The organism is Bradyrhizobium sp. USDA 372 (assembly GCF_053629095.1).
On record NZ_JBRJHR010000001.1, the window covers coordinates 6,371,359 to 6,394,099 of the forward strand.

The 22,741-nt window shown below is 65.4% G+C and carries 23 protein-coding genes, 1 tRNA gene and 1 pseudogene; 12 read left to right on the top strand and 13 right to left on the bottom strand.

Annotation, left to right across the window (positions count from 1 at the left end; genetic code table 11):
• Nucleotides 1-32: 32 nt before the first annotated feature.
• The 5 genes from AB7M16_RS29765 to AB7M16_RS29785 form a co-directional block, all read right to left on the bottom strand.
• Nucleotides 33-962, bottom strand: a complete 930-nt coding sequence (locus tag AB7M16_RS29765) for a glycine reductase (RefSeq protein WP_439363992.1) — start codon at nt 960-962, stop codon at nt 33-35.
• Nucleotides 963-1,255: 293 nt separating this feature from the next.
• Nucleotides 1,256-1,837: an NUDIX domain-containing protein gene (locus AB7M16_RS29770; protein ID WP_260382632.1), complete on the bottom strand. Its 582-nt coding sequence runs from the start codon at nt 1,835-1,837 to the stop codon at nt 1,256-1,258.
• A 188-nt stretch (nt 1,838-2,025) separates the two neighbouring features.
• The gene (locus tag AB7M16_RS29775) at nt 2,026-2,469 is read right to left on the bottom strand and encodes a GNAT family acetyltransferase (protein WP_453946018.1); all 444 of its coding nucleotides are present in this window, start codon (nt 2,467-2,469) and stop codon (nt 2,026-2,028) included.
• Nucleotides 2,466-3,893, bottom strand: a complete 1,428-nt coding sequence (locus AB7M16_RS29780; RefSeq protein ID WP_453946020.1) for an FAD-binding oxidoreductase — start codon at nt 3,891-3,893, stop codon at nt 2,466-2,468. The genes AB7M16_RS29775 and AB7M16_RS29780 overlap by 4 nt, the downstream gene beginning before the upstream one ends.
• Before the next feature lie 16 nt (nt 3,894-3,909).
• Nucleotides 3,910-4,899, bottom strand: a complete 990-nt coding sequence (locus AB7M16_RS29785; protein WP_212254643.1) for an L-threonylcarbamoyladenylate synthase — start codon at nt 4,897-4,899, stop codon at nt 3,910-3,912.
• A gap of 68 nt (nt 4,900-4,967) precedes the next feature.
• Between AB7M16_RS29785 and AB7M16_RS29790 the strand changes: the two genes are divergently transcribed.
• Nucleotides 4,968-5,044, top strand: a tRNA-Pro gene (locus tag AB7M16_RS29790).
• 448 nt (nt 5,045-5,492) lie between these two features.
• On the opposite strand, the pseudogene AB7M16_RS29795 reads toward AB7M16_RS29790, so the two are convergent.
• From AB7M16_RS29795 to AB7M16_RS29805, 3 genes and pseudogenes are all read right to left on the bottom strand, one after another.
• Nucleotides 5,493-6,622: pseudogene (locus AB7M16_RS29795) on the bottom strand (DSD1 family PLP-dependent enzyme).
• Nucleotides 6,623-6,624: 2 nt separating this feature from the next.
• The gene (locus tag AB7M16_RS29800) at nt 6,625-7,515 is read right to left on the bottom strand and encodes a tripartite tricarboxylate transporter substrate-binding protein (protein ID WP_453946022.1); all 891 of its coding nucleotides are present in this window, start codon (nt 7,513-7,515) and stop codon (nt 6,625-6,627) included.
• An 80-nt stretch (nt 7,516-7,595) separates the two neighbouring features.
• The gene (locus tag AB7M16_RS29805; RefSeq protein ID WP_453946024.1) at nt 7,596-8,225 is read right to left on the bottom strand and encodes an HAD-IA family hydrolase; all 630 of its coding nucleotides are present in this window, start codon (nt 8,223-8,225) and stop codon (nt 7,596-7,598) included.
• A 71-nt stretch (nt 8,226-8,296) separates the two neighbouring features.
• Between AB7M16_RS29805 and AB7M16_RS29810 the strand changes: the two genes are divergently transcribed.
• Nucleotides 8,297-9,208 (top strand): LysR family transcriptional regulator, encoded by a 912-nt coding sequence (locus AB7M16_RS29810; RefSeq protein WP_172787289.1) that lies wholly within the window; start codon nt 8,297-8,299, stop codon nt 9,206-9,208.
• 185 nt (nt 9,209-9,393) lie between these two features.
• On the opposite strand, the gene AB7M16_RS29815 is transcribed toward AB7M16_RS29810, so the two are convergent.
• The 4 genes from AB7M16_RS29815 to AB7M16_RS29830 all read right to left on the bottom strand — a co-directional run bounded on the left by AB7M16_RS29815 (nt 9,394) and on the right by AB7M16_RS29830 (nt 10,618).
• A complete protein-coding gene (locus AB7M16_RS29815) occupies nt 9,394-9,690 on the bottom strand; it encodes a hypothetical protein (RefSeq protein WP_172787290.1) in 297 nt (98 codons plus the stop codon).
• Nucleotides 9,691-9,847: 157 nt separating this feature from the next.
• The gene (locus AB7M16_RS29820) at nt 9,848-10,174 is read right to left on the bottom strand and encodes a hypothetical protein (RefSeq protein WP_453946026.1); all 327 of its coding nucleotides are present in this window, start codon (nt 10,172-10,174) and stop codon (nt 9,848-9,850) included.
• 10 nt (nt 10,175-10,184) lie between these two features.
• On the bottom strand, nt 10,185-10,313 hold the full coding sequence (locus AB7M16_RS29825) for a hypothetical protein (protein WP_453946028.1): 129 nt from the start codon (nt 10,311-10,313) through the stop codon (nt 10,185-10,187).
• An 80-nt stretch (nt 10,314-10,393) separates the two neighbouring features.
• Nucleotides 10,394-10,618 carry a hypothetical protein gene (locus AB7M16_RS29830; RefSeq protein WP_018648745.1) on the bottom strand — a complete coding sequence of 75 codons (225 nt, stop codon included), beginning with the start codon at nt 10,616-10,618 and terminating at the stop codon, nt 10,394-10,396.
• Between the two features lie 278 nt (nt 10,619-10,896).
• Here AB7M16_RS29830 and AB7M16_RS29835 point away from each other — a divergent pair, with 278 nt between their 5' ends.
• From AB7M16_RS29835 to AB7M16_RS29855, 5 genes are all read left to right on the top strand, one after another.
• Nucleotides 10,897-11,844, top strand: a complete 948-nt coding sequence (locus AB7M16_RS29835; RefSeq protein WP_453946030.1) for an N-carbamoyl-D-amino-acid hydrolase — start codon at nt 10,897-10,899, stop codon at nt 11,842-11,844.
• Nucleotides 11,845-12,082: 238 nt separating this feature from the next.
• Nucleotides 12,083-12,703 (top strand): TetR/AcrR family transcriptional regulator, encoded by a 621-nt coding sequence (locus AB7M16_RS29840; protein ID WP_453947283.1) that lies wholly within the window; start codon nt 12,083-12,085, stop codon nt 12,701-12,703.
• 56 nt (nt 12,704-12,759) lie between these two features.
• Nucleotides 12,760-13,953 carry an MFS transporter gene (locus tag AB7M16_RS29845; protein WP_453946032.1) on the top strand — a complete coding sequence of 398 codons (1,194 nt, stop codon included), beginning with the start codon at nt 12,760-12,762 and terminating at the stop codon, nt 13,951-13,953.
• Between the two features lie 136 nt (nt 13,954-14,089).
• Nucleotides 14,090-14,506: a DUF4118 domain-containing protein gene (locus AB7M16_RS29850; RefSeq protein ID WP_260382643.1), complete on the top strand. Its 417-nt coding sequence runs from the start codon at nt 14,090-14,092 to the stop codon at nt 14,504-14,506.
• A gap of 132 nt (nt 14,507-14,638) precedes the next feature.
• Nucleotides 14,639-14,836, top strand: coding sequence for a hypothetical protein (locus tag AB7M16_RS29855; protein ID WP_172787295.1), 198 nt, complete (start codon nt 14,639-14,641; stop codon nt 14,834-14,836).
• 242 nt (nt 14,837-15,078) lie between these two features.
• Here AB7M16_RS29855 and AB7M16_RS29860 read toward each other — a convergent pair whose 3' ends face one another.
• Nucleotides 15,079-16,056, bottom strand: coding sequence for a LysR family transcriptional regulator (locus AB7M16_RS29860; RefSeq protein WP_453946034.1), 978 nt, complete (start codon nt 16,054-16,056; stop codon nt 15,079-15,081).
• Nucleotides 16,057-16,174: 118 nt separating this feature from the next.
• Between AB7M16_RS29860 and AB7M16_RS29865 the strand changes: the two genes are divergently transcribed.
• From AB7M16_RS29865 to AB7M16_RS29885, 5 genes are read left to right on the top strand one after another with little or no spacing between them, the layout of a single operon-like run.
• Nucleotides 16,175-17,212 (top strand): class 1 fructose-bisphosphatase, encoded by a 1,038-nt coding sequence (locus AB7M16_RS29865; protein ID WP_453946036.1) that lies wholly within the window; start codon nt 16,175-16,177, stop codon nt 17,210-17,212.
• A 13-nt stretch (nt 17,213-17,225) separates the two neighbouring features.
• On the top strand, nt 17,226-18,101 hold the full coding sequence (locus AB7M16_RS29870; RefSeq protein ID WP_035716173.1) for a phosphoribulokinase: 876 nt from the start codon (nt 17,226-17,228) through the stop codon (nt 18,099-18,101).
• A gap of 16 nt (nt 18,102-18,117) precedes the next feature.
• On the top strand, nt 18,118-20,136 hold the full coding sequence (gene tkt, locus AB7M16_RS29875) for a transketolase (RefSeq protein ID WP_453946038.1): 2,019 nt from the start codon (nt 18,118-18,120) through the stop codon (nt 20,134-20,136).
• A 12-nt stretch (nt 20,137-20,148) separates the two neighbouring features.
• A complete protein-coding gene (gene fba / locus AB7M16_RS29880; protein WP_260382647.1) occupies nt 20,149-21,231 on the top strand; it encodes a class II fructose-bisphosphate aldolase in 1,083 nt (360 codons plus the stop codon).
• Between the two features lie 38 nt (nt 21,232-21,269).
• On the top strand, nt 21,270-22,730 hold the full coding sequence (locus tag AB7M16_RS29885) for a form I ribulose bisphosphate carboxylase large subunit (protein ID WP_453946040.1): 1,461 nt from the start codon (nt 21,270-21,272) through the stop codon (nt 22,728-22,730).
• Nucleotides 22,731-22,741: the final 11 nt, after the last annotated feature.

Consider the following 22,741-nt stretch of genomic DNA (forward strand, 5'->3'; position numbering starts at 1 on the left):
CGCTCTCCCTTGATTGTTGTTATCGGAGGACGTCAGGCGGCGCGGTTGCCGCGCGCGATCTCCTTCTGCTTGTCGAATTCGGCGCGGCGGCGCGCCAGCTCTTCAGGGCTCAGCTGCGCGACGTTGTTGTAGTCGAGCTTCCATGAGGCATCCTCGCTCCAGCGCAGCGGCGACTGCATCGTGGTCTGCGGACCGCTCGCGGTCTCCAGCAGCCGGAGCGCGAGCTCGAGCGTCTGCGCCTGCGAGGCGATGTCGTGCGGCTTGCCGGCAGAATTGCCGAGCGGGAAATCAGAGAACAGGAAGCGCGGCACGGCGGCGTGCTCGACGATGTCCTTGGCACAGCCCATGATCACGGTCGGAATACCGTTGCGCTCCAGATGCCGCGCCACCAGCGCGGTGGTCTGGTGGCAGACCGGGCAGTTCGGCACCAGCACCGCGACATCGACCTTGTCCGCGAGGCAGCGCGCCAGGATCTCCGGCGCGTCGGTGTCGAGCGTGACACGATGGCTGCGGTTGGTCGGCGCGCCGAAGAAGCGCGGGGCGATCTCGCCGATCCGCCCCGCAGCGGACGCTTTCAACAGCTGTGGCAGCGGAAACCAGGTGCCGCTGTCGGTGGCCGAGGTGTGCTTGCGGTCGTAGCCGATGTGCGAGATGCGCAGGTCGTGCTCTTTCGACGTGTCGCCGTCATAGACCTGATAGAACTTCGCGCTGCCATTATACGCCGCGCCCGGCCCCTGGTCGCCCTTGGCCGGATCGTAGGGCGCAGCGGTGGTGATGATGGTGACGCGCGATTGGGCCAGCGGTTTCTTCAGCGGCTGGAACGGCGCCTCGGTGTAATGCGCCCAGCGGTACGGCGTGGTGTAGCCGATCGCCGCGTAATAATCGCGGGTGCGCTGCATGTAGGGAACGGGGGAATCGTAGTCGGGCGCAAAGCCGAATTCGTCATCGCGCGGAGCAGACATGGCGCGTCTCCTGGTTCTTGGTTGGGGCCAGAGTAGAGATAGTCGGGAGTGAGCTCAACCGGGGGAGCGGCGGCGCAGGTCAGAATTGCAGACGAGGATGGCGCGGCGCCGACGGTGCCTCTTACCCTCCCCTGGAGGGGGAGGGTCGATCGCGCGCAGCGCGAGCGGGGTGGGGTGATCTCTCCACTCGGGCACTGTTGGATGTGGAGAGACCGTCACCCCACCCCGTCTCACATTTCGCTGCGCTGCATGTGAGCCGACCCTCCCCCTCCAGGGGAGGGTAAGAGCGCCACCTACCTGAACACGTGCAGCGCCGCGTATTGCAGCAGCATGATCGCCTTGGCGTCGATGATGCGGCCGTCGGCGATCATCGCCAGGGCCTCGTCGATGGAAAGCTCCAACACCTCGATGTCCTCGCCCTCGTGCTCGAGGCCGCCGCCGTCGCTCACCCGCATCTCGGGCTCATATTCGGCGACGAAGAAATGCAGCTTCTCGGTGATGGCGCCGGGGCTCATGAAGGCCTCGAACACCTTGTGGACGTGGTGCAGGCGATAGCCGGTCTCTTCCTCCGCCTCGGCGCGGATGCGCTCCTCGGGCTCGGCGTTGTCGAGCACGCCGGCGGCGGCCTCGATCAACAGGTCGTCGTAACCGCGGATGAAGGCGGGCAGGCGGAACTGGCGGACCAGGATCACGGTCCGCCGCGCGAGATTGTAGGGCAGCACGGCGGCGGCGTTGTCGCGCTCATAGGTCTCGCGATGCTGGGTCTGCCATTCGCCGTTGGCGCGCCGGTACTCGAACGTCGTGGTCTTCAGCGTGGTCCAGCCGTCCGAGAGCACGCGGACGTCCTTGATGCGGACGCGGTCGGAAATGGTCATGAGGTCTCTCTCTTCTTCACCTCTCCCCTCTTGCGGGGAGAGGTCGCATCCCATCGGAGATGGGATGCGGGTGAGGGGGTACAGGTCCATCGACGATCTCACGTGCGGAGAGAAGCCCCCCACCCCAACCCTCTCCCCGTAAGAACGGGGCGAGGGGGCGCAGTTGCGTTCGCGGCCGCATCTCGATCTCAATTGCTTGGCGTGGTCGCGCGGCCGTCGAGCCACTTCTGGAACATCACGGAGGTCGAGAGCTCGAAGCCCAGCGAACCATAGAACGCGTTGGCCTGCGCGTTCTCGCGGCGGACCAGGAGCTGCAGCTTCGAAATCCCGGCGCTTCGCAGCCAGTCCTCGGCCGCGGCCATGATGATGCGGCCATAGCCGCGCTTCTGACAGGTGGGATCGACGGCGACGTAATAGACCCAGCCGCGATGGCCGTCATGGCCGACCATCACGGTGGCAACGATCGCGCCGTTCTCGCGGCCGACCAGCACGGTGGAATTGGTCCGCCGCCGCGCCAGCGCGATGTCGGCATGCGGATCGTTCCAGGGCCGCGTCAGGCCGCAGCGCTGCCACAGGGCGACGACCGGCTCGACATCGGAGTCGGTGATCGCATCGATCTCAAGGGTGCTCACAGCACCTTCCCCGGATTCATGATGCCGAGCGGATCGAGCATCGTCTTGACCTGTCGCATCAGCTCGAACACGGTCTTGTCCTTCACCTCGGGCAACTCGTCGCGCTTGAGCACGCCGATGCCGTGCTCGGCCGAGATCGAGCCGCCCATGCGCAGCACGATCTCGAACACCACCGCGTTCACATCATGCCAGCGCGCGAGGAAATCGGCGGTGTTGGCGCCGATCGGCTGACTGACATTGTAATGCAGATTGCCGTCGCCGAGATGGCCGAACGGCACCGGCCGGGCGCCGGGGATCAGCTTCACCACGGCCGCATCGGCTTCCGCGATGAATTCGGGCACGGCCGCAACCGGGACGGAGATGTCGTGCTTGATCGAGCCGCCTTCCGGCTTCTGCGCCGCCGACATCTCGTCACGCAGCTTCCAGAACGCCGCGCGCTGGGCGAGGCTCGCCGCGATCACGGCATCGTCGACGATCTCCTCCTCCATGGCGCGGGTGAGGATCGTCTCCAGCGGCGTGCGGGCATCCTCGTTTGGCGATGACAATTCCATCAGCACGTACCAGGGATGCTTCTCGGCGAGCGGATCGCGCACGTCGATGCCGTGGCGCACGGAGAAATCCACCGCCAGCTGCGACAGCAGCTCGAAGCTCGTCAGCGCATTGGCGGCCTCGCCTTGCGCGATGGTCAGCAGCTTCAGCGCCGCCGCCGGCGATTTCAGCCCGACGAAGGCGGTCTCGATCGCCCGCGGCTTCGGAAACAGTTTCAGCGTCGCCGCGGTGATGATGCCGAGCGTGCCTTCGGCGCCGATGAAGAGATTGTGCAGATTGTAGCCGGTGTTGTCCTTCTTCAGCTTCGACAGCGCGTTCAGCACGCGCCCGTCGGCAAGCACCACTTCCAGCCCCAGCGCCATCTCGCGCGCGACGCCATAGGCGAGCGCCGCGGTACCGCCGGCATTGGTGGAGAGATTGCCGCCGATGGTGCAGCTGCCTTCGGCACCGAGCGACAGCGGAAACAGCCGGTCGACCTCGGACGCCTTGGCTTGCGCGATCTGCAGCACCACGCCGGCTTCGACCGTCATGGTGTTGGAGGCGGTGTCGACCTCGCGGATCTTGTCGAGCCGGCGCAGCGACACCACCACCTCGCCATTATGCGGCGTCTGGCCGCCGACGAGCCCGGTGTTGCCGCCCTGCGGCACCAGCGCGATGTTGTGCGCGGAGGCGAGCTTGCAGATCGCAGAGACCTCCGCCGTCGAGCCCGGGCGCAGCACCAGCGGCGAGCGGCCGTGGAACAAATTGCGCTCCTCGGTGACGTAAGGCTCGATATCGGTCGGATCGGTGATCGCGTGGCGGTCGCCGACGATCTTGCGGAATTGCGCGATCAATTCGGGGGCAAGCGGCGGGGTGGCAGGCTTGTTGATGTTCATGTCCTCGTCTCTTGCTTCACCGCGCCACCGCGGCGCGGCGCAGCCGGTCGTTGATCGCCTCGCCCAGACCATCTTCGGGTATCGGCATTACCGCAATCGCCCGCGGCCCTTTCGCATCGAGGCTGCGAAGATAGCCGAACAGATTGGCGGCGGCTTCATCGAGATCACCGGTGGGCGACAAATTCATGACGGCCGACGCGGCGTCAAGGCCGGGCAGGCGCGCGGGGCCGAACGCCAGCAGCGCCTCGCCCGGCGCGATCTCACGCGCATCGAGCCGCACATGGGCGCGCGGCGCGTAATGCGAGGCCAGCATGCCCGGCGCCAGCGGCTGGCCGTCGTCGCTCTCGGCCTCCGCCGGCGGCCGCGCCAGCGGCGCGCCCAGCACCGCCTCGATCCGCTCGCGTGACAGCCCGCCAGGACGAAGTAGCATCGGCGCGTCGAGGCAGCCGACGATCGTCGATTCCACGCCGACCGTAACAGGCCCGCCATCGACGATCAGGTCGATCCGCCCGGCAAGGTCGCTCTCGACATGGGCGGCCAGCGTCGGCGAGACGTGGCCGGAGATGTTGGCCGACGGCGCCACCACCGCGCCGCCGAAGGCGCGCAGGATCGCCTGCGCGACGGGATGGGCGGGGATGCGGATCGCGACCGTGTCGAGGCCGGCGGTGGCAAGATCCGCCACCGGGCAGTCCTCGGTCTTCGGCACCACCAGCGTCAGCGGCCCCGGCCAGAACGCTTCCGCCAGCGCCAGCGCGCGCGCGTCGAACCGCCCGATCCGCCGCGCGGCCTCGAGGTCCGCGACATGCGCGATCAGCGGATTGAACGCCGGCCGGCCCTTGGCGGCGTAGAGATGGGCGATCGCGGTGGCATTGGCTGCATCCGCCCCGAGCCCGTAGACCGTCTCGGTCGGGAACGCGACCAGCCCGCCGGCCGCAAGTCGCCGGGCGGCGGCTTCCGCGCCGGCCGCGCCGGCCGGCAAAATCAGCGTTTCAACACCCGTTTTCACGAGGGCAAAATTCCTCAGCTCGGCCGCTTGCAGTGCGTCAAACCCGACGCTATAAGCCGCCTTCTTGTCGGAGTGTGGCTCAGCCCGGTAGAGCACTGCGTTCGGGACGCAGGGGTCGCAGGTTCGAATCCTGCCACTCCGACCATCATTTCAAGTACTTATACTTTCTACGTTTTTCCCACGCAATGAAATGCGCAATGATTTGAGGCACGGCAGCCATCCCTGTCGATCCCAAGGCTTATGCCAAGGGCGTCGAGGAGCAGATCAGGCTGATGCGGGACGACCTAAACGAACCCTGGCGGGATGTCACGTAGGACATGATCGAGCATCACAAATGCTCCCTCCGGACTTACGGGCCTATTTTGGCTGACCTCCGGGCGCGAATGGCGCGCGGGGGATAGAGTTCAACTCAGCGCCTTCCTCCAAACGCCTACGCAGCCTCTTCATCCGGATGAAGGTCCTTGTCAGCAAGCCTCGCGCCATTGGCGGAGATCGGCAATTGTCCGGAAACAAAGACAAAAGCACCGGCTCTCACCGCATGACTGTCGTACCCACCTGGGGCCGCCACTCCGTGAGGTTCTAGGCAGGCAATGTCACCAGCCATTAAACCTGCGCCATCTTTCAATGCCGTTGTCCGTGGCGGCATGATATTCGGAGAATTGTGCTCCGGTAGCACAGGCGTGATTCGGGAGTATTCGAAGTCGTGTGCCAATCGGAAAGCAATTTTCAAGAGAGATGACAGGACCGTTTCTTACGGCAAGGATTCCGTGTTCCTGATTTGCTGCGATCATCACCAAGTCTTCCTTGAGCGGGCGCCCCTCTAAATCGCATGCGATCCCGTATCCGTAATCACGGCGCTGTCGAGCAGTGCCGCGGTCTCGGCTCATCGCCATCCATCCGGCGTCGACGATAATCCAGCCTTTCTCCGACTGATGGCCGACCACGCTCGTCAGCACGGACAGGGCGATATCGTCGAACGCGCAGACGCCGACATTCGTCATGAATAGATCGAAGAACACGTACACGCCGCAGCGCACTTCCGTAACGCCGTCCAAGGCGCGGGCGGACAGCGCTGTCGGGGTCGATCCGACGCTCACGACCGGGCATGGAAGGCCGGCAGCGCGAAGCCGTTCGGCCGCGCGAACGCTCAAGGCACGCTCCTGCTCCGCCAACCGCTCCAGGGCCCCGAGCTCGTCGAGCTCATAGGAGTTTCCGGCATGAGTCAGCACGCCGCGAAGTGTGGCGCCGCCGGTGTGAAGAATGCGGCCGATCTCGATGAGACGCTCATCCTCGGGGCCTACACCCGAGCGGTGTCCGTCAGTGTCGACCTCGATCAGGACGTGGAAAGGATCGCGATGGGACTGCGCCTCGACGACGGCTTGCGCAGCCTCGACCGAGTCGACCGAATTTTGAGGCGGCAGCCTCGATCACGCAGTCGCTGGGCCCGGCTGAGCCGGTGCGGCGCGATGCAGACCGCGTAGAGGATGTCGTCGTAGCCCGCGGCAAAAAACTCCTCGGCTTCGCGCAGGGTCGAGACGGTGATGCCGTTCGAGCCCGCGGCGCGCTGCCTGTCCGCAACAGCGAAGCATTTGGTCGTCTTGACGTGGGGACGGAAACTGACGTCCAAGGCGTTCATCCGGTCCTGCATGCGGGCGATATTACGCTGCATGCGCACGACGTCGACGATGGCAGCGGGCGTTTCGATGTCGGAAAAAGATGTCATGCTTAGTCCAGATATTCGCCCTTGGCGCGCAGCACTGGCACGTCGTGCTCCAGTCCTTGGGCGATCAGCGCGCTGACGGCACCGGGCTCGAGATCCGCTCCCCGTGGCAGTTCGACACCCACCGCTGTCATTTGCCGCATGACATCCGGGTCGACGAGTGCTGCGCGCAAGGCGTCGTTTAATTTCTGACGCACCGGAACGGGCGTTCCCCTTCGCACGAAGATCGCGTTCCAGGAGCGGAGTTTCACGCCCGGACAGCCGGCCTCTGCCGTAGTGGATATTTGAGGCGCCTGCGGCAGGGGCTGATCACTCAGCGCTGCGATTGCCTTGATCGTTCCGCCGAGCACTTGAGGGAGCGCTGTGGTGGTCTGGTCACACATGAAGTCCACGTGACCACCCATGAGGTCGTTCATCGCTGGGGCAATGCCGCGATATGGAACATGGGTGATGCTCAGTTTCAGGTTTGACAGCAGCAGAACGCAGGCATAGTGCGAAATCGATCCGACGCCAGCGCTGCCATAGGTGAGTTTCTCGCCGTTGGCACGGGCATAGGTGACGAACTCATGTAGATTGGATGCCGGCAGGTCCATCTTCGCGACAAGAAGTGTGGAAGCCATCCCAGCGAGGCCCACAGGCTCGAAGTCGGCGATTGGGTCGTATGGAAGGCGTTTGTAGAACGCGACATTCGCGACATGTGTGCCGATGGTGCCAAATCCGAGCGAGTATCCATCCGCAGGCGCCTTTAGCAATTTGGTTAGGCCGATGGTGCCGCTGGCGCCGCCAATATTTTCTACGATGATCGACTGCTTCAAGTGGGCGGCCATGGCTTGAGCCACCGCCCGGCCAAGTGCATCGCTCGGGCCACCGGCGGGAAACGGAACGATCAGCGTCAATTGCCTCTCGGGAAACTCCTGGGCCGTTGCCGCAGAGATGCTCAATCCGACCGCGAACATGGCGGCCAACGTGCGAGATATCACAAAAAGTCCTCCAGCCAGGGAACGAGGTCATCGAGGTTCGGAGATTCTCTCTCGGCTGCCGGTGCGCCCTCCGGACGAGCCAAGCCCACGCGATTGTGCCAGTAGGTGCGCAGCCCGACGGCTGAGGTGCCGATGAGGTCGTAGCCGGAGCCTGCGACAAACGCTGCGTCCGCAGCCGACACGCCCAGCATGTCCAACGCAAGACGATAGGGGCGGGTGTCGGGCTTATAGAAGCCGGCCTCCTCCGCGGTGATCACGACATCCCATTGTGTGCGGAGGCGGGCGGCAGCCATTCGTCCAAGGCGCGTCGAGCAATTGGTGACGACTGCCAGGCGCGCGCGTCCGGCCAACTGGTCTAGCGCAGCCTGCGCGCCGCTCCAGACCGGGAGGGACATCCAATTTGCTTCGAGGGCGTCTGCCGCCGACGAAGCGAGACCAGTTGCGCGCGCAGCCTGGCGGACCAGATCCTCATACGGAACATAACTACCGCAACCATAGGTCATGCGGAGATACTCGGCCCTCCAGGCTCGGCCCGACGCTTCGGATCCGGCGGAGGCATTCCAGACGCTCCAGGAATCGAGGAGCGCCGTGAGAAGATCGAAAAGAACGGCGCGGGGCATGGTCATTGTCAAACTTCTATCACTTCGGGGATCAGTTGTGTTTAAGTATGATTATCTCATCCTTTCAGGAAAATTGAATGATTGCGCTTGAGGATTTTCGATTTGTGGTAGCCCTGAGCCGAACCGGCTCGCTTAGCGGGGCGGCGAGGGCGCTCGATGTCACGCCGCCGGCGCTTTCCATGCGATTGAAAAAGCTGGAGGCCGTTCTCGGAATCAATCTTGTCGTCCGCAACTCCCGAGGCCTGCGCTTCACGCCGGAAGGCGAACGGCTCGTTCATGAAGCCCAGTCCCTGTTGGCGCGTATCGATGATCTGGGGAACAGTCTCAGCGGTGGCGCATTTGCCGGCCCCCTACGGGTTGTCGCGCCCTTTGGCTTTGGCAGGATTCATGTCGCGCCCGTCATGGCGGCATTCATTCGCGACTACCCACAGGTGCGTGCGACGCTGGATCTTTCCGAAACCCCCTGGAACAGCAATGTCGAAGCTGACGTCGTCATCCATATCGGGACAGTCCGGGATTCCTCGTGGATCGCTCACCTTCTTGCCCGCAACGCGCGCTGGGTGTGCGCCAGTCCCGGCTATCTTCGACGACGCGGAACGCCGTCACATCCCCGCGACCTGGCCCAGCATGCATGTCTCTCCGTTCGCGAAAACGAAGAGGACGTGACGCTTTGGCGCTACAGGAATAGCCACGCATCATCCCGGCGATCAGAAGCGCTTCGAATAACTCCGGCACTCACCAGCAACAATGGTGAGGTTGTTCGCGAGTGGGCTATTGCAGGGTTGGGCATCGCACTCAGGTCCGAATGGGACGTGGCGCCATCGGTTAAGAAGGGCGAACTGCGTCGGCTGTTTCGTGAATATGAATTCGAAGGCGCCGATATTCTGGCCTTGGTGCCAACGCGTCGCGGGGTCTCAGCCCGTGTCTCGCATTTTGTTGAAAGCCTGAAAACCCGCTTTCAACCGAGGCCGCCTTGGCGAAGTATTTGACGTGCAGCGCTCGAAGCCGCCTTGCTGACGGTTCGGCCGAGCGATTGGCCCTTGCCGTGGGGACACGTCCAGCAATGTCCGCTATCAGCGCGAGAGAGCGGGTCATGACCCGGAGCCGGGCCGTGGCGGGACAGCGGCGCGGCCGTGATTGGCCGCGCCGCTGTGATCTTGCGATGGAAGGGCCCCTAGTCTTCGTAGGGTGCGTAGGCTGATGTGCCCCAGCGGGGCTCGTCATATCCGTAGCCCGGGCCCTGATAGCCGTAGGTGTTGGTGGGGTGCCAACCGCCGATGCGCTGGCATTGGCCGACGCCGGCCATCAACTGGCCGCCGCTCATCGCCGGGCCGGCGGCGCCGACAGCTTCTCCACTAGGTGTCGTGCACCAGCCGGGACCGCGTCCCGCAGCGAGGCTGGGGCTTGCAGTTGCGAGCGGCAAAATCGCGGCAAGAGTTGCGGCGACGCTCACGAGTTTCGTACGTGTCATGGTTGTCTCCATGTTCGGGCTTCAACGGGGGACCAATCCCTCCTGCCGCGAGACGTTCCGCGCGGAACGGTCGCGATGTCGCGAGCAAATGGGTTTCCTCGGGTTTCACGGAACGCGGTGATTCCATTCATGTGAGCGCGTCGTCGCGAGCGCATCATCATCTGCGCGCGATCAGCACACCCACCACGAAGGCCACCAGCAGCGACGGCAGCGGGGCGTCGCGCACCATGCCGCGGACCACGTCTTGCCAGTGCTGCTCCGGCACCAGTTTCGGCGATCGCACGTTTGGGGCGGGCTCGAGCGCCCAGCTGGATGCGAGCTCGGCGATCTCGCTTTGCGCGAGGCGCACGCCGTCGCGGACGCGAAAGATTGCGGCCTCGGATCGCTCGCGCGGCGCGAGCAGCATCAAGGTCTCGACGGCCGTGCGCAGCGTCATCTCGCCGTAGCCTTGCAGCCTGACCTGCTCCTCGGGATCGGACGTCATGCGAAATCCCTCACAAGCCGAATTCTTCATAACGCGAAATGGCGCGCGAAGATGAAGACGCCGCCGCGCACAGGACCAGCGTGGATACCGCGCCGGCCACGCCGCGCGCGAGATCGGCGCGCGTCGGGTGCCTGCTCATGATCTCGCTCCATGCTTTGCATGGAAATGGCCGCCGCCGCGCTTGGTTCCCCCTGGCGCGGCGCGAATCGGTAGGCCTGGTTATTTCCGCAGCAGCTCGCTCAAGGCCGCCGTCGCCTCGGCGCAGCGGATGTCGTCGATCTCGCGCGACAGGCTGAGCGCGCTCGATCTCAGCTCTTCCAGCTTCCAATTCTCCGGATTCTGGTTTTCGAGCTGGCTGAGGCGCTTGTTCAGATCGTCCAGCCTGGATTGGAGCTGCCCGATGCTGGCGGCCCCATTCACTTTCCAAACGCGTTGTGCACGCATCGTCTTCCCCTGATAGTCTCACGGCCTTGTGAGAGCGGTTCGTGGCCGGAATGGGAGTTTGTTTTGTCCAGCTTCAGACGGTGGGGAACCGTTGCAGATCGGCAACGAAATTCCCGTCCAGGTGCTCACCCAGCGCCGCAAGATGATACCCGCAGGCACGGAATTTGATTGTGCCCTCGGCACGGAGGGCCGAGGCGGCCTGTGCGCGCGGTGCGCCGCCCGATAGGCTCGGGCCCGGCGCACTCGAAAAAGATGAGGAATGACGCGTGGCGAGAATTATGACCATCGCAGCCGGCCAGCTCGGACCGATCGCGAAGAGCGAGACCAGGACCGCGGTGGTGGCGCGGCTGATGGCGTTGATGCGCGAGGCACGGGCTTGCGGTTGCGATCTGATCGTCTATCCCGAGCTGGCGCTGACCACGTTTTTCCCGCGCTGGTACTTAGAGGACCAGGCCGAGATCGACAGCTTCTTCGAGCGCGAGATGCCGGGCTCCGAGACGCAGGCGCTGTTCGATCTCGCGCGCGAGCTCGGCATCGGCTTCTGCCTCGGCTACGCCGAGCTGACCGTCGAGGCCGGGATCGTCAGGCACTACAACACGTCCATCCTCGTCGACAAGAGCGGCGCGATCGTCCTGAAATATCGCAAGGTGCATCTGCCCGGCCATGCCGAGCACGAGCCCTGGCGCGAATTCCAGCACCTGGAGAAGCGCTATTTCGAGCCCGGCAGCGGCTTCGGCGTGGTCGATGCCTTCGGCGGCGTGATCGGCATGGCGATCTGCAACGATCGCCGCTGGAGCGAGACCTATCGCGTCATGGGGCTGCAGGGCGTCGAGATGGTGCTGATCGGCTACAACACGCCGGTGCACAATCCGCCCGCGCCGGAGCATGACGATCTCTCGCTATTCCACAATCACCTGGTGATGCAGGCCGGCGCCTATCAGAACGGCACCTTCGTGGTCGGCGTCGCCAAGGCCGGCAACGAGGAAGGCGTCGATCACATCGGCGGCAGCTGCGTCATTGCGCCCTCGGGCGAGATCATTGCGGCCTGCACCACCAAGGGCGACGAGATCGCGCTGGCGCGCTGCGATCTCGATCTCTGCATCTCCTACAAGCGCACCACCTTCAATTTCGACGTCCACCGCCAGCCGCGGGCCTACGGCATGATCGTCGAGCGGAAGGGCGTGACGACGATGGCGGATGGCACGCCGGTGCTGCCGAAGGGGTGATGAGAGTGCGCGCACCACGCTCCGCTCTCGTGCCCCGGACGCAGCGCAGCGCGTAGCGGTGCGCTGCAGAGCCGAGGCCCATCTATCCGCACCGCGCCGTGTCGCCCTGGGTCCCGGCTCTGCGCCGCAACGCTTACGCGTTGCAGCTTGTCCGGGACGCGAGAATGACGTCACCATCATGTTCCCCTTCACAACCACGTGTCTTTATTCGGAAACGTTCATTCCCTATTATCCCGCAATGCAAAACACCGCCCGCCGCTCCCGGCCTGCCGCACGTCCGCCCGGCCGCCCCCGGGAATTCGACATGGACACCGCGCTCGACCGCGCCGTGCGCGTGTTTCGCGAGCGCGGCTATCATGCCACCTCGATCGGCGAGCTCACCGCGGCGATGCGGCTCGCCACGGGAAGCATCTACAAGGCGTTTCGCGACAAGCATGCGGTGTTCCTCGCCGCCTTCGAGCGCTACGCGGCGCTGCGCCAGGAGCAGACCCGCAGCGCGGCGGCGCGCGGCGCGAACGGCCGCGAGCGCATCCGTCACCTGCTGCTGTCCTATGTCGAGCATTCCCAGGGTAGCGAGGGGCGGCGCGGCTGCCTGGTCGTCGGCAGTGCCGTCGAGCTCTCCGCGGTCGATCCGGTCGTCGGCGCCCGCGTCAATGCGCAGCTCGAGCGCAACGAAAGCTTCATCGCCGGCCTCATTCGCGAGGGCCAGGCCGACGGCTCGATTCCCCGCCACGTCGCGGCCGATGACACCGCACGGCTGATGATCTGCATCACGCAAGGCCTGCGCGTCGTCGGCAAGGCCCGCGTGCCGCTCGAAGGCGAGCGCCTCGTCGGCGTCGCCATGAAGCTGCTCGCCTGAATTTATCGTCATGATAGGGAATGATCATTCCCTATTAATATCTGGAGTCGATGCAAATGACCATGAATGCCACGATCGAGACCGCGCCCGGGCCGGATGCGGTGTCGCAGCGCCTGACCTTCGTGCTCGCCGCGGCCTGTGGCATGGTCGCCGCCAACATCTATTATGCGCAGCCGCTGATCGCCCCGATCAGCGCCGCGCTCGGCCTGTCGCATGCAGCTAGCGGGCTGATCGTGACCATGACGCAGATCGGCTACGGCACCGGGCTGCTGCTGATCGTGCCGCTCGGCGATCTCGTCGAGAACCGCGCCCTGATCTGTTCGGTGATCATGCTCGGCGCCGCAGCGCTCATCGCCGCGGCGTTCGCAACCCATGCGCTGCCGTTCCTGCTCGCGGCGCTGTTCATCGGCCTCGGCTCGGTCGCGGTGCAGATCATCATCCCCTATGCGGCGCATCTGGCGCCCGAAGCCATCCGCGGCCGCGTCGTCGGCAACGTCTCGACCGGCCTGATGCTCGGCATCATGCTGGCGCGTCCGGTGTCGAGCTTCGTCACGGCCTTGCTGTCCTGGCACGCGGTGTTCTTCGCCTCCGCCGCGCTGATGATCGTGCTCGCGGCCGCGCTCTGGATGACGCTGCCGAAGCGCAAGCCGGTCACGCGGATGCATTACGGCCAATTGCTGCTGTCGATGCCGGATCTGGTGCGGGCCACGCCCCTGCTGCGGCGCCGCGCGCTCTACCAGGCGAGCCTGTTCGGCGCCTTCACCCTGTTCTGGACGGTGGCGCCGCTCCAGCTCGCCGGCGAGTTCGGCTTCTCCCAGCGCGGCATCGCGCTGTTCGCGCTGGCCGGTGTCGCCGGCGTGTTCGCCGCACCGATCGCCGGACGCCTCGCAGACCGCGGCCATAGCCGTATCGCGACGCTGGTCGCGATGCTGCTCACGGCCGCCGGCTTCCTCGTGACCGTCATCGGCGCGCCCGGCTCGATGCTGAACCTCGCCTGTCTGGTGGTCGCCGCGATTGCGATCGACATCGGTGTCCAGGGCAACGTAGTGCTGGGTTTCCGCGCCATCTTCGCGCTCGGCCATGAGCACCGCAGTCGCCTCAATGGTCTCTACATGGCGACGTTCTTCGCCGCCGGCGCGGCCGGCTCCGCAGTGGGAGCCTGGGCGTTCGCACAGGGCGGCTGGATGCTCGCATCGGCCATTGGCCTTGCTTTGCCCGTCGCGGGGTTGCTCTACGCGGTGACCGAGTAGCGGCCGGTCGCCGGGATGGCGCTATGCGAGCCGTTCACCAACCGCGCGATGAGGCAATTTCCATCTCGCGGATGGGTTGCGGTTGTAGTACTTTCGTCGCAAACGCACCTGGTTAACGGGCGGCAGGGGGAGGCTGATGAAGCGTGCGGGGCTGTTTGGCGTACCGCGGGTACGGCCATGGTCGTGGCAGGCGTTTCTGCTCGGATTGGCCGTCGTCGCGATGTCGGCCGTGCTTCAGGGTATCTGCGTCGTGCTCGGCGCAAAGTTCTATTTCGCAGCATTCCTGCCCGGCCTGTTCGTGCTTGCGCTCATGACGGGCGCACCGGCGGCGGCGTTGGCCGCGCTGCTCACGGTGCCGCTGGTGTGGTGGGCGTTCATCCCGCCCTTTTTCGAGTTCAACGCACTGACCAGCGCGAATGCCGATTCCATCAACCTGTTCTGTCTTCTCGCAGTCCTCCTGATCGGCCTTGCCGATCTCTGCCGCGCCACGATGACGATCGTCAGAAGCGGTGGGCTGAAGCCCTCGGGCGAGAGCGCGGCAACGAATCCGTAATAGATCGCGCCGCGCGCGTTGCGGCTGCGCAACAGTCCGGCAACCATCCGCGGACTTGCCGCGCGCCGCTAACTTTTCGAAAAAGATTTGGCCGCAGTTTCTCCCGCGGGAATGACGAGGGAGTTTTCGGACATGAACGGTCACGCCATCTTGGAGAACGTGCGCCGCTACCGCGGCATCGCATCGCTCTATCGCCAGACCGCAGCATTCCGCCCAGGCCAGAGCTGGTCGCTGCTGGAGCAGGCGAGGGAGTGGGAAGCGCGGGCGCTGTCGGAGCTGGAAGCCTATTTCGCCTCGCGCTCGGACCATGCCGTCCCGCTCGCGGCCTGATCGTTAACGACCTGCGCGGCCGTGAACCGGCGCGCCGCAGGCAAGATCCCTCACGGGGCGATTACGGAGTTGTCTCCGCGCCCTTCTGTGCTAGCAACGGGCCGATCGAAATCTACTTCACGACGGCCGGGGCAAAAGATGACCACGTTCAACCGCATCTTCACGACGGAGCGCCTGCTCCAGATCATCGTGGTGCTGGCGGCGACCCTTGCCATGAAGCTGTTGAGCTGAGCGCCGGCCGGCTACCGCCCGCCGAGTTCGGGCACGTCGGGCAGATAATTCGAGCCTTCCGAGCCGAGAAAATCGAACATCGCCTGCGCCGGCGGCAGCAGCACCTTGTCGCTGCGGCGGATCACGTACCATTGCCGGACGATCGGCAGGCCTGCGACGTCGAGCACGACCAGCCGGCCCTCGGCGAGCTCATGCGCCACGGTGTGGGCCGAGATGAAGGCGATGCCGAGCCCGGCGATCACCGCCTGCTTGATGGTCTCGTTGCTGCTCATCTCCATGCCGATGATCGGCTCGAGATCGGACTTCTGGAACATGCCCTCCATCAGCGTCCGCGTACCCGAGCCGGGCTCGCGGGTGAGGAAGGTCTCGTGCACGAGGTCGGTCAGGCTGAGGCCGGAATCCTTCTCCAGCCAATGCCCCTTGCGCGCGACGATGACGTGCGGGTTGCGCCCGAGCTGGCGGACGTCGACGGTGACGTCGGCCGGCGGCCGACCCATCACCGCGAAGTCGAGGTCGTAGCCGTGCATGGCCTCGCGGATCTCCTCGCGATTGCCGATGGTGAGCTTGATCTCGATCTTGGGGTAGCGCTTGGAGAACGCCGCGATCGCATGCGGCACGAAATACTTGGCCGTCGAGACCGCACCGAGATGCACCGTGCCGCCGGTCCGCCCCGCGAGCAGGTCGAGCGCGCCCTGGCAATCCGTGATCGCGGCCTCGACTCGTTCGGCCAGCGCCAGCACTTCCTTGCCCGCCTCGGTCAGCAGCATGCCGTCGCCGGTCCGCTGCACCAGCGGCAGGCCGGCGAGGTCCTGAAGCTGCCGCAGCTGCTGGGTCACGGCCGGCTGGGTCAGCCCGAGATGGCCGGACGCCGCCGTCACGCTGCCCTTGGCCGACAACGCCGCGAGCGAGCGCAGCTGCCGGATCGTCAAATGCCGGAGCTGGGCCGCCGTATGGCCGGGACCATTATAAGAAAATTCTTTGAGGCTCATTATGAATAGAAATTTTCCTTATTAAGGCGCCGCTGTCAATCTCCTGATGCCGGGACTGACCGCACCGACTCCAGAGTGGAGGGAACGGATGCGGCACCGGCCCAGGGGATGGACGCAGATGACCGGGCAATTCAGGCTGGACGACCACCTTCAACGGTATTCCGAGACCGCACCTCACGCGCTCGCGGTGGCCGGCGCCGTCGACGCCATCGCGGCGGCGGCGATCGAGATTGCCGGTCTCATCGCCAGCGGCGATCTCGCCGACGCCTCGGGCCTCACCACCGGGCGCAACAGCGACGGCGATCTCCAACGCGACCTCGACGTCCAGGCGGACGCGATCCTGCGCCGCTGCCTCGGCCGGCTGCCGATCGCCGCGCTGGCGTCGGAGGAGATGCGCGAGGCCCAGATCGTCGATCGTCAGGGGTGCATCTGCATCGCGATCGATCCGCTCGATGGCTCCTCCAACATCGACATCAACATGACCGTCGGCACGATCTTCTCGATCCTGCCGGCCCCCGATGATCTCTCACTGGCCTTCCATCAGCGCGGCTCGGCGCAGCTTGCGGCGGGCTTCGTCACCTACGGCCCGCAGACCTCGCTGGTGTTGACGCTCGGCGAAGGCGTCGACATCTTCACGCTCGATCGCAAGGCGGGCTGCTTCCGCCTCGCGCGCAGCGCCGTGCAGATCGTCGAAGCCTGCGAGGAGTTCGCGATCAACGCCTCGAACCGCCGGCACTGGGATCCGCCGGTGCGCGCCTTCATCGACGAATGCCTCGCCGGCGTCGACGGGCCCGCGAACCACGATTTCAACATGCGCTGGATCGGCTCGCTGGTCGCGGAGGCCTATCGCATCCTCACCCGCGGCGGCGTGTTCCTCTATCCCTCCGATGCGCGTCCCGGCTACGGCGACGGCCGCCTGCGCCTGACCTACGAGGCGCATCCGATGGCCATGATCATCGAGCAGGCCGGCGGCTCGGCCTCGACCGGCCGCGAGCGCATCCTCGATCTGTCGGCGCAGAGCCTGCACCAGCGCGTGCCGCTGATCATGGGCTCGAGCAACGAGGTGCGGCGCGTCGAGGAGCTGCATTGCGATCCGCTGCTGGTCGCCAGCGTCTCGGCGCCGCTGTTCGCGCGGCGCGGATTCTTCCGGCTCTGAGCGAGGTCACGCCATGTCCAGGAAACATCCGATCATCTCGATCACCGGCTCCTCCGGCGCCGGCACCACCTCGGTCAAGAAGACCTTCGAGCAGATCTTCTTCCGCGAGAAGGTCAATGCCGCCTACATCGAGGGCGACGCCTTCCATCGCTACGACCGCGCCGAGATGCGTGCGCAGATGGCGAAGGAGGCCGAGCGCGGCAACAAGCACTTCAGCCATTTCAGCCCCGAGACCAATTTGTTCGAGGAGCTTGAGCGCGCCTTCCGCGACTATGGCGAGACCGGCACCGCGGTGACGCGCCACTACGTCCACGACGCCGAGGAATCGGCGCTGCATGGCGCGGCACCCGGCACCTTCACCGACTGGAAGCAGCTGCCGGAGAACTCCGACCTGTTGTTCTACGAGGGCCTGCACGGCGCGGTCGTCACCGACAAGGTGAACGTCGCGCGCTATGCCGACCTCAAGATCGGCGTCGTGCCCGTCATCAATCTCGAATGGATCCAGAAGCTGCACCGCGACCGCAGCGCGCGTGGCTATTCGACCGAGGCCGTCACCGACACGATTTTGCGGCGGATGCCTGACTACATCCACTACATCTGCCCGCAATTCACCGAGACCGACATCAACTTCCAGCGGGTGCCGACGGTCGATACCTCCAATCCGTTCATCGCGCGCTGGATCCCGACGCCTGATGAATCGATGGTGGTGATCCGCTTCAAGAACCCGCGCGGTATCGACTTCCCCTATCTGCTCTCGATGCTGCCGCAAAGCTGGATGTCCCGCGCCAATTCAATCGTGTGCCCGGGCGCGAAGCTCGACTTGGCGATGCAGCTCATCCTGACGCCGCTGATCATGCAGCTGATCGAGCGCAAGCGCAGCCTGAAGTGAACAGGGAGAGACTCCGATGAACATCTCCGTCCACGCCGAAGCCGACCTCAATGCGGTCACGCACAACGATCTCGCTAATGCCGTCCGCTTCCTTGCGGTCGACGCCATCGAGGCAGCGCAGTCTGGCCATCCCGGGCTGCCCATGGGCATGGCTGATGTCGCAACCGTGCTGTTCTCGCGCTTCCTGAAGTTCGACTCGGCCCACCCAAACTGGCCGGACCGCGACCGCTTCGTGCTGTCGGCGGGGCACGGCTCGATGCTGCTCTATGCGCTGCTGCACCTGACCGGTGGCGATGTCAGCCTCGACGACATCAAGGCCTTCAGGCAGTGGGGCTCGAAGACGCCGGGGCACCCCGAATATGGTCATACGCCCGGCGTCGAGACCACGACGGGGCCGCTGGGGCAGGGCATTGCAACCGCGGTCGGCATGGCGCTCGCCGAGCGCATGGGCAACGCGCGGCATGGCGACGGGCTCGTCGATCACTTCACCTATGTCATCGCGGGTGATGGCTGCCTGATGGAGGGCATCAGCCAGGAGGCGATCTCGCTCGCCGGCCATCTCGGGCTCGGCCGCCTGATCGTGCTGTTCGACGACAACGGCATCTCTATCGACGGTCCGACTTCGCTGGCCACGTCGGACGACCAGCTCGCGCGTTTCGCTGCCTCCGGCTGGTCGGTGCGCCGTGTCGACGGGCATGATCCCGAAGCCGTCGCGCAAGCGATTGCCGAGGAGCGGGAGACCGCAAAACCGTCGCTGATCGCCTGCCGCACCATCATCGGCTATGGCGCGCCTGATCGGCAGGGCACCGAGAAGGCGCACGGCGCGCCGCTCGGCACCGAGCAGACGGCAGCGGCGCGCCGGACTCTGGGTTGGGACTATCAGCCCTTCGTGGTGCCGATCCCGGTGCTCAAGGCGTGGCGGATGATCGGGCAGCGCGGGCAGGTCGACCGTCTCGCCTGGCTTGATCGTTACGAAAACGCCACGCCGGAGCAGCGTGACCTGTTCATCGAAGGCAAGGCCGTCGCGCTGCCGGCGGCGTATGCGCTGGCCGCGGCGAAATTGCGCGAGCGCTTTGCCAGCGAGCGGCCGAAGCTCGCAACGCGGCAGGCCTCGCAGCAGGTGCTCGACGGGATTGCTGGAACGATAGCCGGCCTGATCGGCGGCTCGGCAGACCTCACCCATTCGAACCTGACGCACGCCAAGGCGCAGGTGCCGGTCAAGAGCGGTGCGTTCGCCGGCGACTACATCCACTATGGCATCCGCGAGCACGGCATGGCCGCCGCGATGAACGGCCTCGCGCTGCATGGCGGCTTCATCCCCTATGGCGGCACGTTCCTCGCGTTTTCCGACTACAGCCGGCCGGCGATCCGACTTGCCGCCCTGATGCGGCTGCGCGTCATCCATGTGATGACGCACGACTCCATCGGGCTCGGCGAGGATGGCCCGACGCATCAGCCGGTCGAACACCTTGCCGCGCTGCGGGTGATCCCGAACCTCCTGGTGTTCCGTCCTGCCGACGCGGTGGAGACGCTGGAAGCCTGGGACTGCGCACTCAGCTCCGAAAACCGTCCGTCCGTGCTGTGCCTGTCGCGGCAGGCGCTGCCGACCTTCCGCAGCGACGCCCGCGGCAGAAACCGCGTCGCGAACGGTGCCTATCTCGTCGTCTCGCCGGATGGCGGCCGCGACGTGACGTTGATCGCAACCGGCTCGGAAGTTTCCATCGCGCTGGAAGCCGCGCGCCTGCTCGCGACCGAACATATTCGTGCGGCTGTGGTCTCGGCGCCGTGCCTCGCGCTGTTCGAGGAGCAGCCGGAGGACTACCGCGCCGCCGTGCTCGGCACCGCACCGCGTGTCGGTGTCGAGGCCGCTGTCGCCGGCGACTGGCATCGCTGGATCGGGGCTGACGGCGAATTCGTCGGCATGGGCGGCTTCGGTGCCTCGGCGCCGGCGCCGGTGCTGTACCGCGAATTCGGCATCACGCCGCAAAGCATTGCGGAAGCGGCCCGCCGGGCGATCGCCCGCAAGAGCCAATAAGGAGGACGACCCGTGGCCCGTATCACCCTTCGCCAATTGCTCGATCACGCTGCCAGCCACGGCTACGCCGTGCCGGCGTTCAACATCAACAACATGGAGCAGGGCATCGCGATCATGCAGGCGGCGGCTGCGGTCGATGCGCCCGTCATCATCCAGGCCTCGCGCGGCGCGCGCAGCTATGCCGGCGATCTCATGCTCTCGCACATGATCGACGCGCTGGAGCGGACCTATCCCGACATCCCGCTCTGCATGCACCAGGACCACGGCAATGACGAAGCGACCTGCGCCTCGGCCATCGCGCATGGCTTCACCTCGGTCATGATGGACGGCTCACTCAAGGCCGACGCCAAGACGGCGGCTGACTATGACTACAACGTCGCGATCACGCGCCGCGTCGTCGATCTCGCCCATTGGGTTGGCGCTTCCGTCGAAGGCGAGCTCGGCGTGCTCGGCTCGCTCGAGCACGGCGGCGGCGAGCAGGAGGATGGCCACGGCGTCGAGGGCAAGGTCAGCCACGACCAGCTCTTGACCGATCCGGACCAGGCCGTCGACTTCGTCCGCGCGACGAAGGTCGATGCGCTGGCGATTGCGATGGGCACCTCGCACGGCGCCTACAAGTTCAGTCGCAAGCCTGATGGTGACATCCTGGCGATGCGGGTGGTCGAGGAGATTCACCGCCGGCTGCCGAATACGCATCTGGTCATGCACGGCTCCTCCTCGGTGCCGCAGCCGCTGCAGGACATGTTCAACCAGTTCGGTGGCGAGATGCCGCAGACCTGGGGCGTGCCGGTGGAGGAGATCGTTCGCGGGATCCGAAGCGGCGTGCGCAAGGTCAATATCGACACCGACTGCCGTCTCGCGATGACCGCCGTGTTCCGGAAAGTGGCCGCGGAAACGCGCTCCGAGTTCGATCCGCGCAAGTTCCTGAAGCCGGCGATGGACGCGATGCGCGAATTGTGCCGCGAGCGGTTCGAACAGTTCGGCACCGCAGGCCACGCCAGCAAGATCAAGGTGGTCCCGATGAGCGAGATGGCGCGGCGCTATCGGGCGGGCGAATTGGACCCGCGCATCACCCGCGAGCCTGTTGCCGCTTAACCAATCAGCAAGAAGAGAGAAAAGAGCAGGAGAGAGACATGAACGCACATGCAGGCACGGTCCGCGGCAAAGAGCGCTATCGCTCCGGCGTGATGGAGTACAAGCGCATGGGCTATTGGGAGCCCGACTACACGCCAAAGGACACCGACGTCATCGCGCTGTTCCGCGTCACGCCGCAAGAGGGCGTCGACCCGATCGAGGCCTCAGCTGCTGTGGCAGGCGAATCCTCGACCGCGACCTGGACGGTGGTGTGGACCGATCGCCTGACCGCGGCCGAGAAATATCGCGCGAAATGCTACCGAGTCGATCCGGTGCCGGGCACGCCGGGCTCGTATTTCGCCTATATCGCCTACGATCTCGACCTGTTCGAGCCGGGCTCGATCGCGAACCTGTCGGCCTCCATCATCGGCAACGTGTTCGGCTTCAAGCCGCTGAAGGCGCTGCGGCTCGAGGACATGCGCTTTCCCGTCGCTTATGTGAAGACGTTCCAGGGGCCGGCGACCGGCATCGTGGTGGAGCGCGAGCGGCTCGACAAGTTCGGCCGGCCGCTGCTGGGCGCAACTGTGAAACCGAAGCTCGGGCTCTCTGGCCGCAACTACGGCCGCGTGGTCTATGAGGCGCTGAAGGGCGGGCTCGACTTCACCAAGGACGACGAGAACATCAACTCACAACCCTTCATGCACTGGCGCGATCGCTTCCTTTACTGCATGGAGGCGGTGAACCGCGCGCAGGCCGCCTCCGGTGAGGTGAAGGGCACTTACCTCAACGTCACCGCGGGGACGATGGAGAACATGTACGAGCGCGCGGAGTTCGCCAAGGAGCTCGGCTCGGTCATCGTCATGATCGACCTCGTGATCGGCTACACCGCGATCCAGTCGATGGCGAAGTGGGCGCGCCGCAACGACATGATCCTGCATCTGCATCGCGCCGGTCATTCGACCTATACCCGGCAGAAGAGCCATGGCGTGTCGTTCCGCGTCATCGCCAAATGGATGCGGCTCGCCGGTGTCGACCACATTCACGCCGGCACCGTGGTCGGCAAGCTCGAAGGCGATCCCAACACCACGCGCGGCTATTACGATGTCTGCCGCGAGGATTTCAATCCGACCAAGCTCGAGCACGGCCTGTTCTTCGATCAGCACTGGGCGAGCCTCAACAAGATGATGCCGGTAGCTTCCGGCGGCATCCATGCCGGGCAGATGCACCAGCTGCTCGACCTGTTGGGCGAGGACGTCGTGCTGCAGTTCGGCGGCGGCACGATCGGCCATCCCATGGGCATTGCGGCCGGCGCGACCGCCAATCGCGTGGCGCTGGAAGCGATGATCCTCGCCCGCAATGAGGGCCGCGACTATGTCCACGAAGGCCCGGAGATCCTGGCCAAGGCAGCCCAGACCTGCACGCCGCTGAAGGCCGCGCTCGAGGTCTGGAAGGACGTCACTTTCAACTATCAATCCACCGACACGCCGGACTTCGTGCCGACGGCGCTGGAAACCGTCTGAGGAGATTTGAG

Excerpts from the sequence above, each read along its gene's own strand:
- AB7M16_RS29765 (WP_439363992.1), bottom strand. The coding sequence starts at position 962 with ATGTCTGCTCCGCGCGATGACGAATTCGGCTTTGCGCCCGACTACGAT.
- AB7M16_RS29770 (WP_260382632.1), bottom strand. The coding sequence starts at position 1,837 with ATGACCATTTCCGACCGCGTCCGCATCAAGGACGTCCGCGTGCTCTCG.
- AB7M16_RS29780 (WP_453946020.1), bottom strand. The coding sequence starts at position 3,893 with ATGAACATCAACAAGCCTGCCACCCCGCCGCTTGCCCCCGAATTGATC.
- AB7M16_RS29805 (WP_453946024.1), bottom strand. The coding sequence starts at position 8,225 with ATGACCATGCCCCGCGCCGTTCTTTTCGATCTTCTCACGGCGCTCCTC.
- AB7M16_RS29810 (WP_172787289.1), top strand. The coding sequence starts at position 8,297 with ATGATTGCGCTTGAGGATTTTCGATTTGTGGTAGCCCTGAGCCGAACC.
- AB7M16_RS29815 (WP_172787290.1), bottom strand. The coding sequence starts at position 9,690 with ATGACACGTACGAAACTCGTGAGCGTCGCCGCAACTCTTGCCGCGATT.
- AB7M16_RS29820 (WP_453946026.1), bottom strand. The coding sequence starts at position 10,174 with ATGACGTCCGATCCCGAGGAGCAGGTCAGGCTGCAAGGCTACGGCGAG.
- AB7M16_RS29825 (WP_453946028.1), bottom strand. The coding sequence starts at position 10,313 with ATGAGCAGGCACCCGACGCGCGCCGATCTCGCGCGCGGCGTGGCCGGC.
- AB7M16_RS29830 (WP_018648745.1), bottom strand. The coding sequence starts at position 10,618 with ATGCGTGCACAACGCGTTTGGAAAGTGAATGGGGCCGCCAGCATCGGG.
- AB7M16_RS29835 (WP_453946030.1), top strand. The coding sequence starts at position 10,897 with ATGACCATCGCAGCCGGCCAGCTCGGACCGATCGCGAAGAGCGAGACC.
- AB7M16_RS29840 (WP_453947283.1), top strand. The coding sequence starts at position 12,083 with ATGCAAAACACCGCCCGCCGCTCCCGGCCTGCCGCACGTCCGCCCGGC.
- AB7M16_RS29845 (WP_453946032.1), top strand. The coding sequence starts at position 12,760 with ATGACCATGAATGCCACGATCGAGACCGCGCCCGGGCCGGATGCGGTG.
- AB7M16_RS29850 (WP_260382643.1), top strand. The coding sequence starts at position 14,090 with ATGAAGCGTGCGGGGCTGTTTGGCGTACCGCGGGTACGGCCATGGTCG.
- AB7M16_RS29855 (WP_172787295.1), top strand. The coding sequence starts at position 14,639 with ATGAACGGTCACGCCATCTTGGAGAACGTGCGCCGCTACCGCGGCATC.
- AB7M16_RS29860 (WP_453946034.1), bottom strand. The coding sequence starts at position 16,056 with ATGAGCCTCAAAGAATTTTCTTATAATGGTCCCGGCCATACGGCGGCC.
- AB7M16_RS29865 (WP_453946036.1), top strand. The coding sequence starts at position 16,175 with ATGACCGGGCAATTCAGGCTGGACGACCACCTTCAACGGTATTCCGAG.
- AB7M16_RS29870 (WP_035716173.1), top strand. The coding sequence starts at position 17,226 with ATGTCCAGGAAACATCCGATCATCTCGATCACCGGCTCCTCCGGCGCC.
- tkt (WP_453946038.1), top strand. The coding sequence starts at position 18,118 with ATGAACATCTCCGTCCACGCCGAAGCCGACCTCAATGCGGTCACGCAC.
- AB7M16_RS29885 (WP_453946040.1), top strand. The coding sequence starts at position 21,270 with ATGAACGCACATGCAGGCACGGTCCGCGGCAAAGAGCGCTATCGCTCC.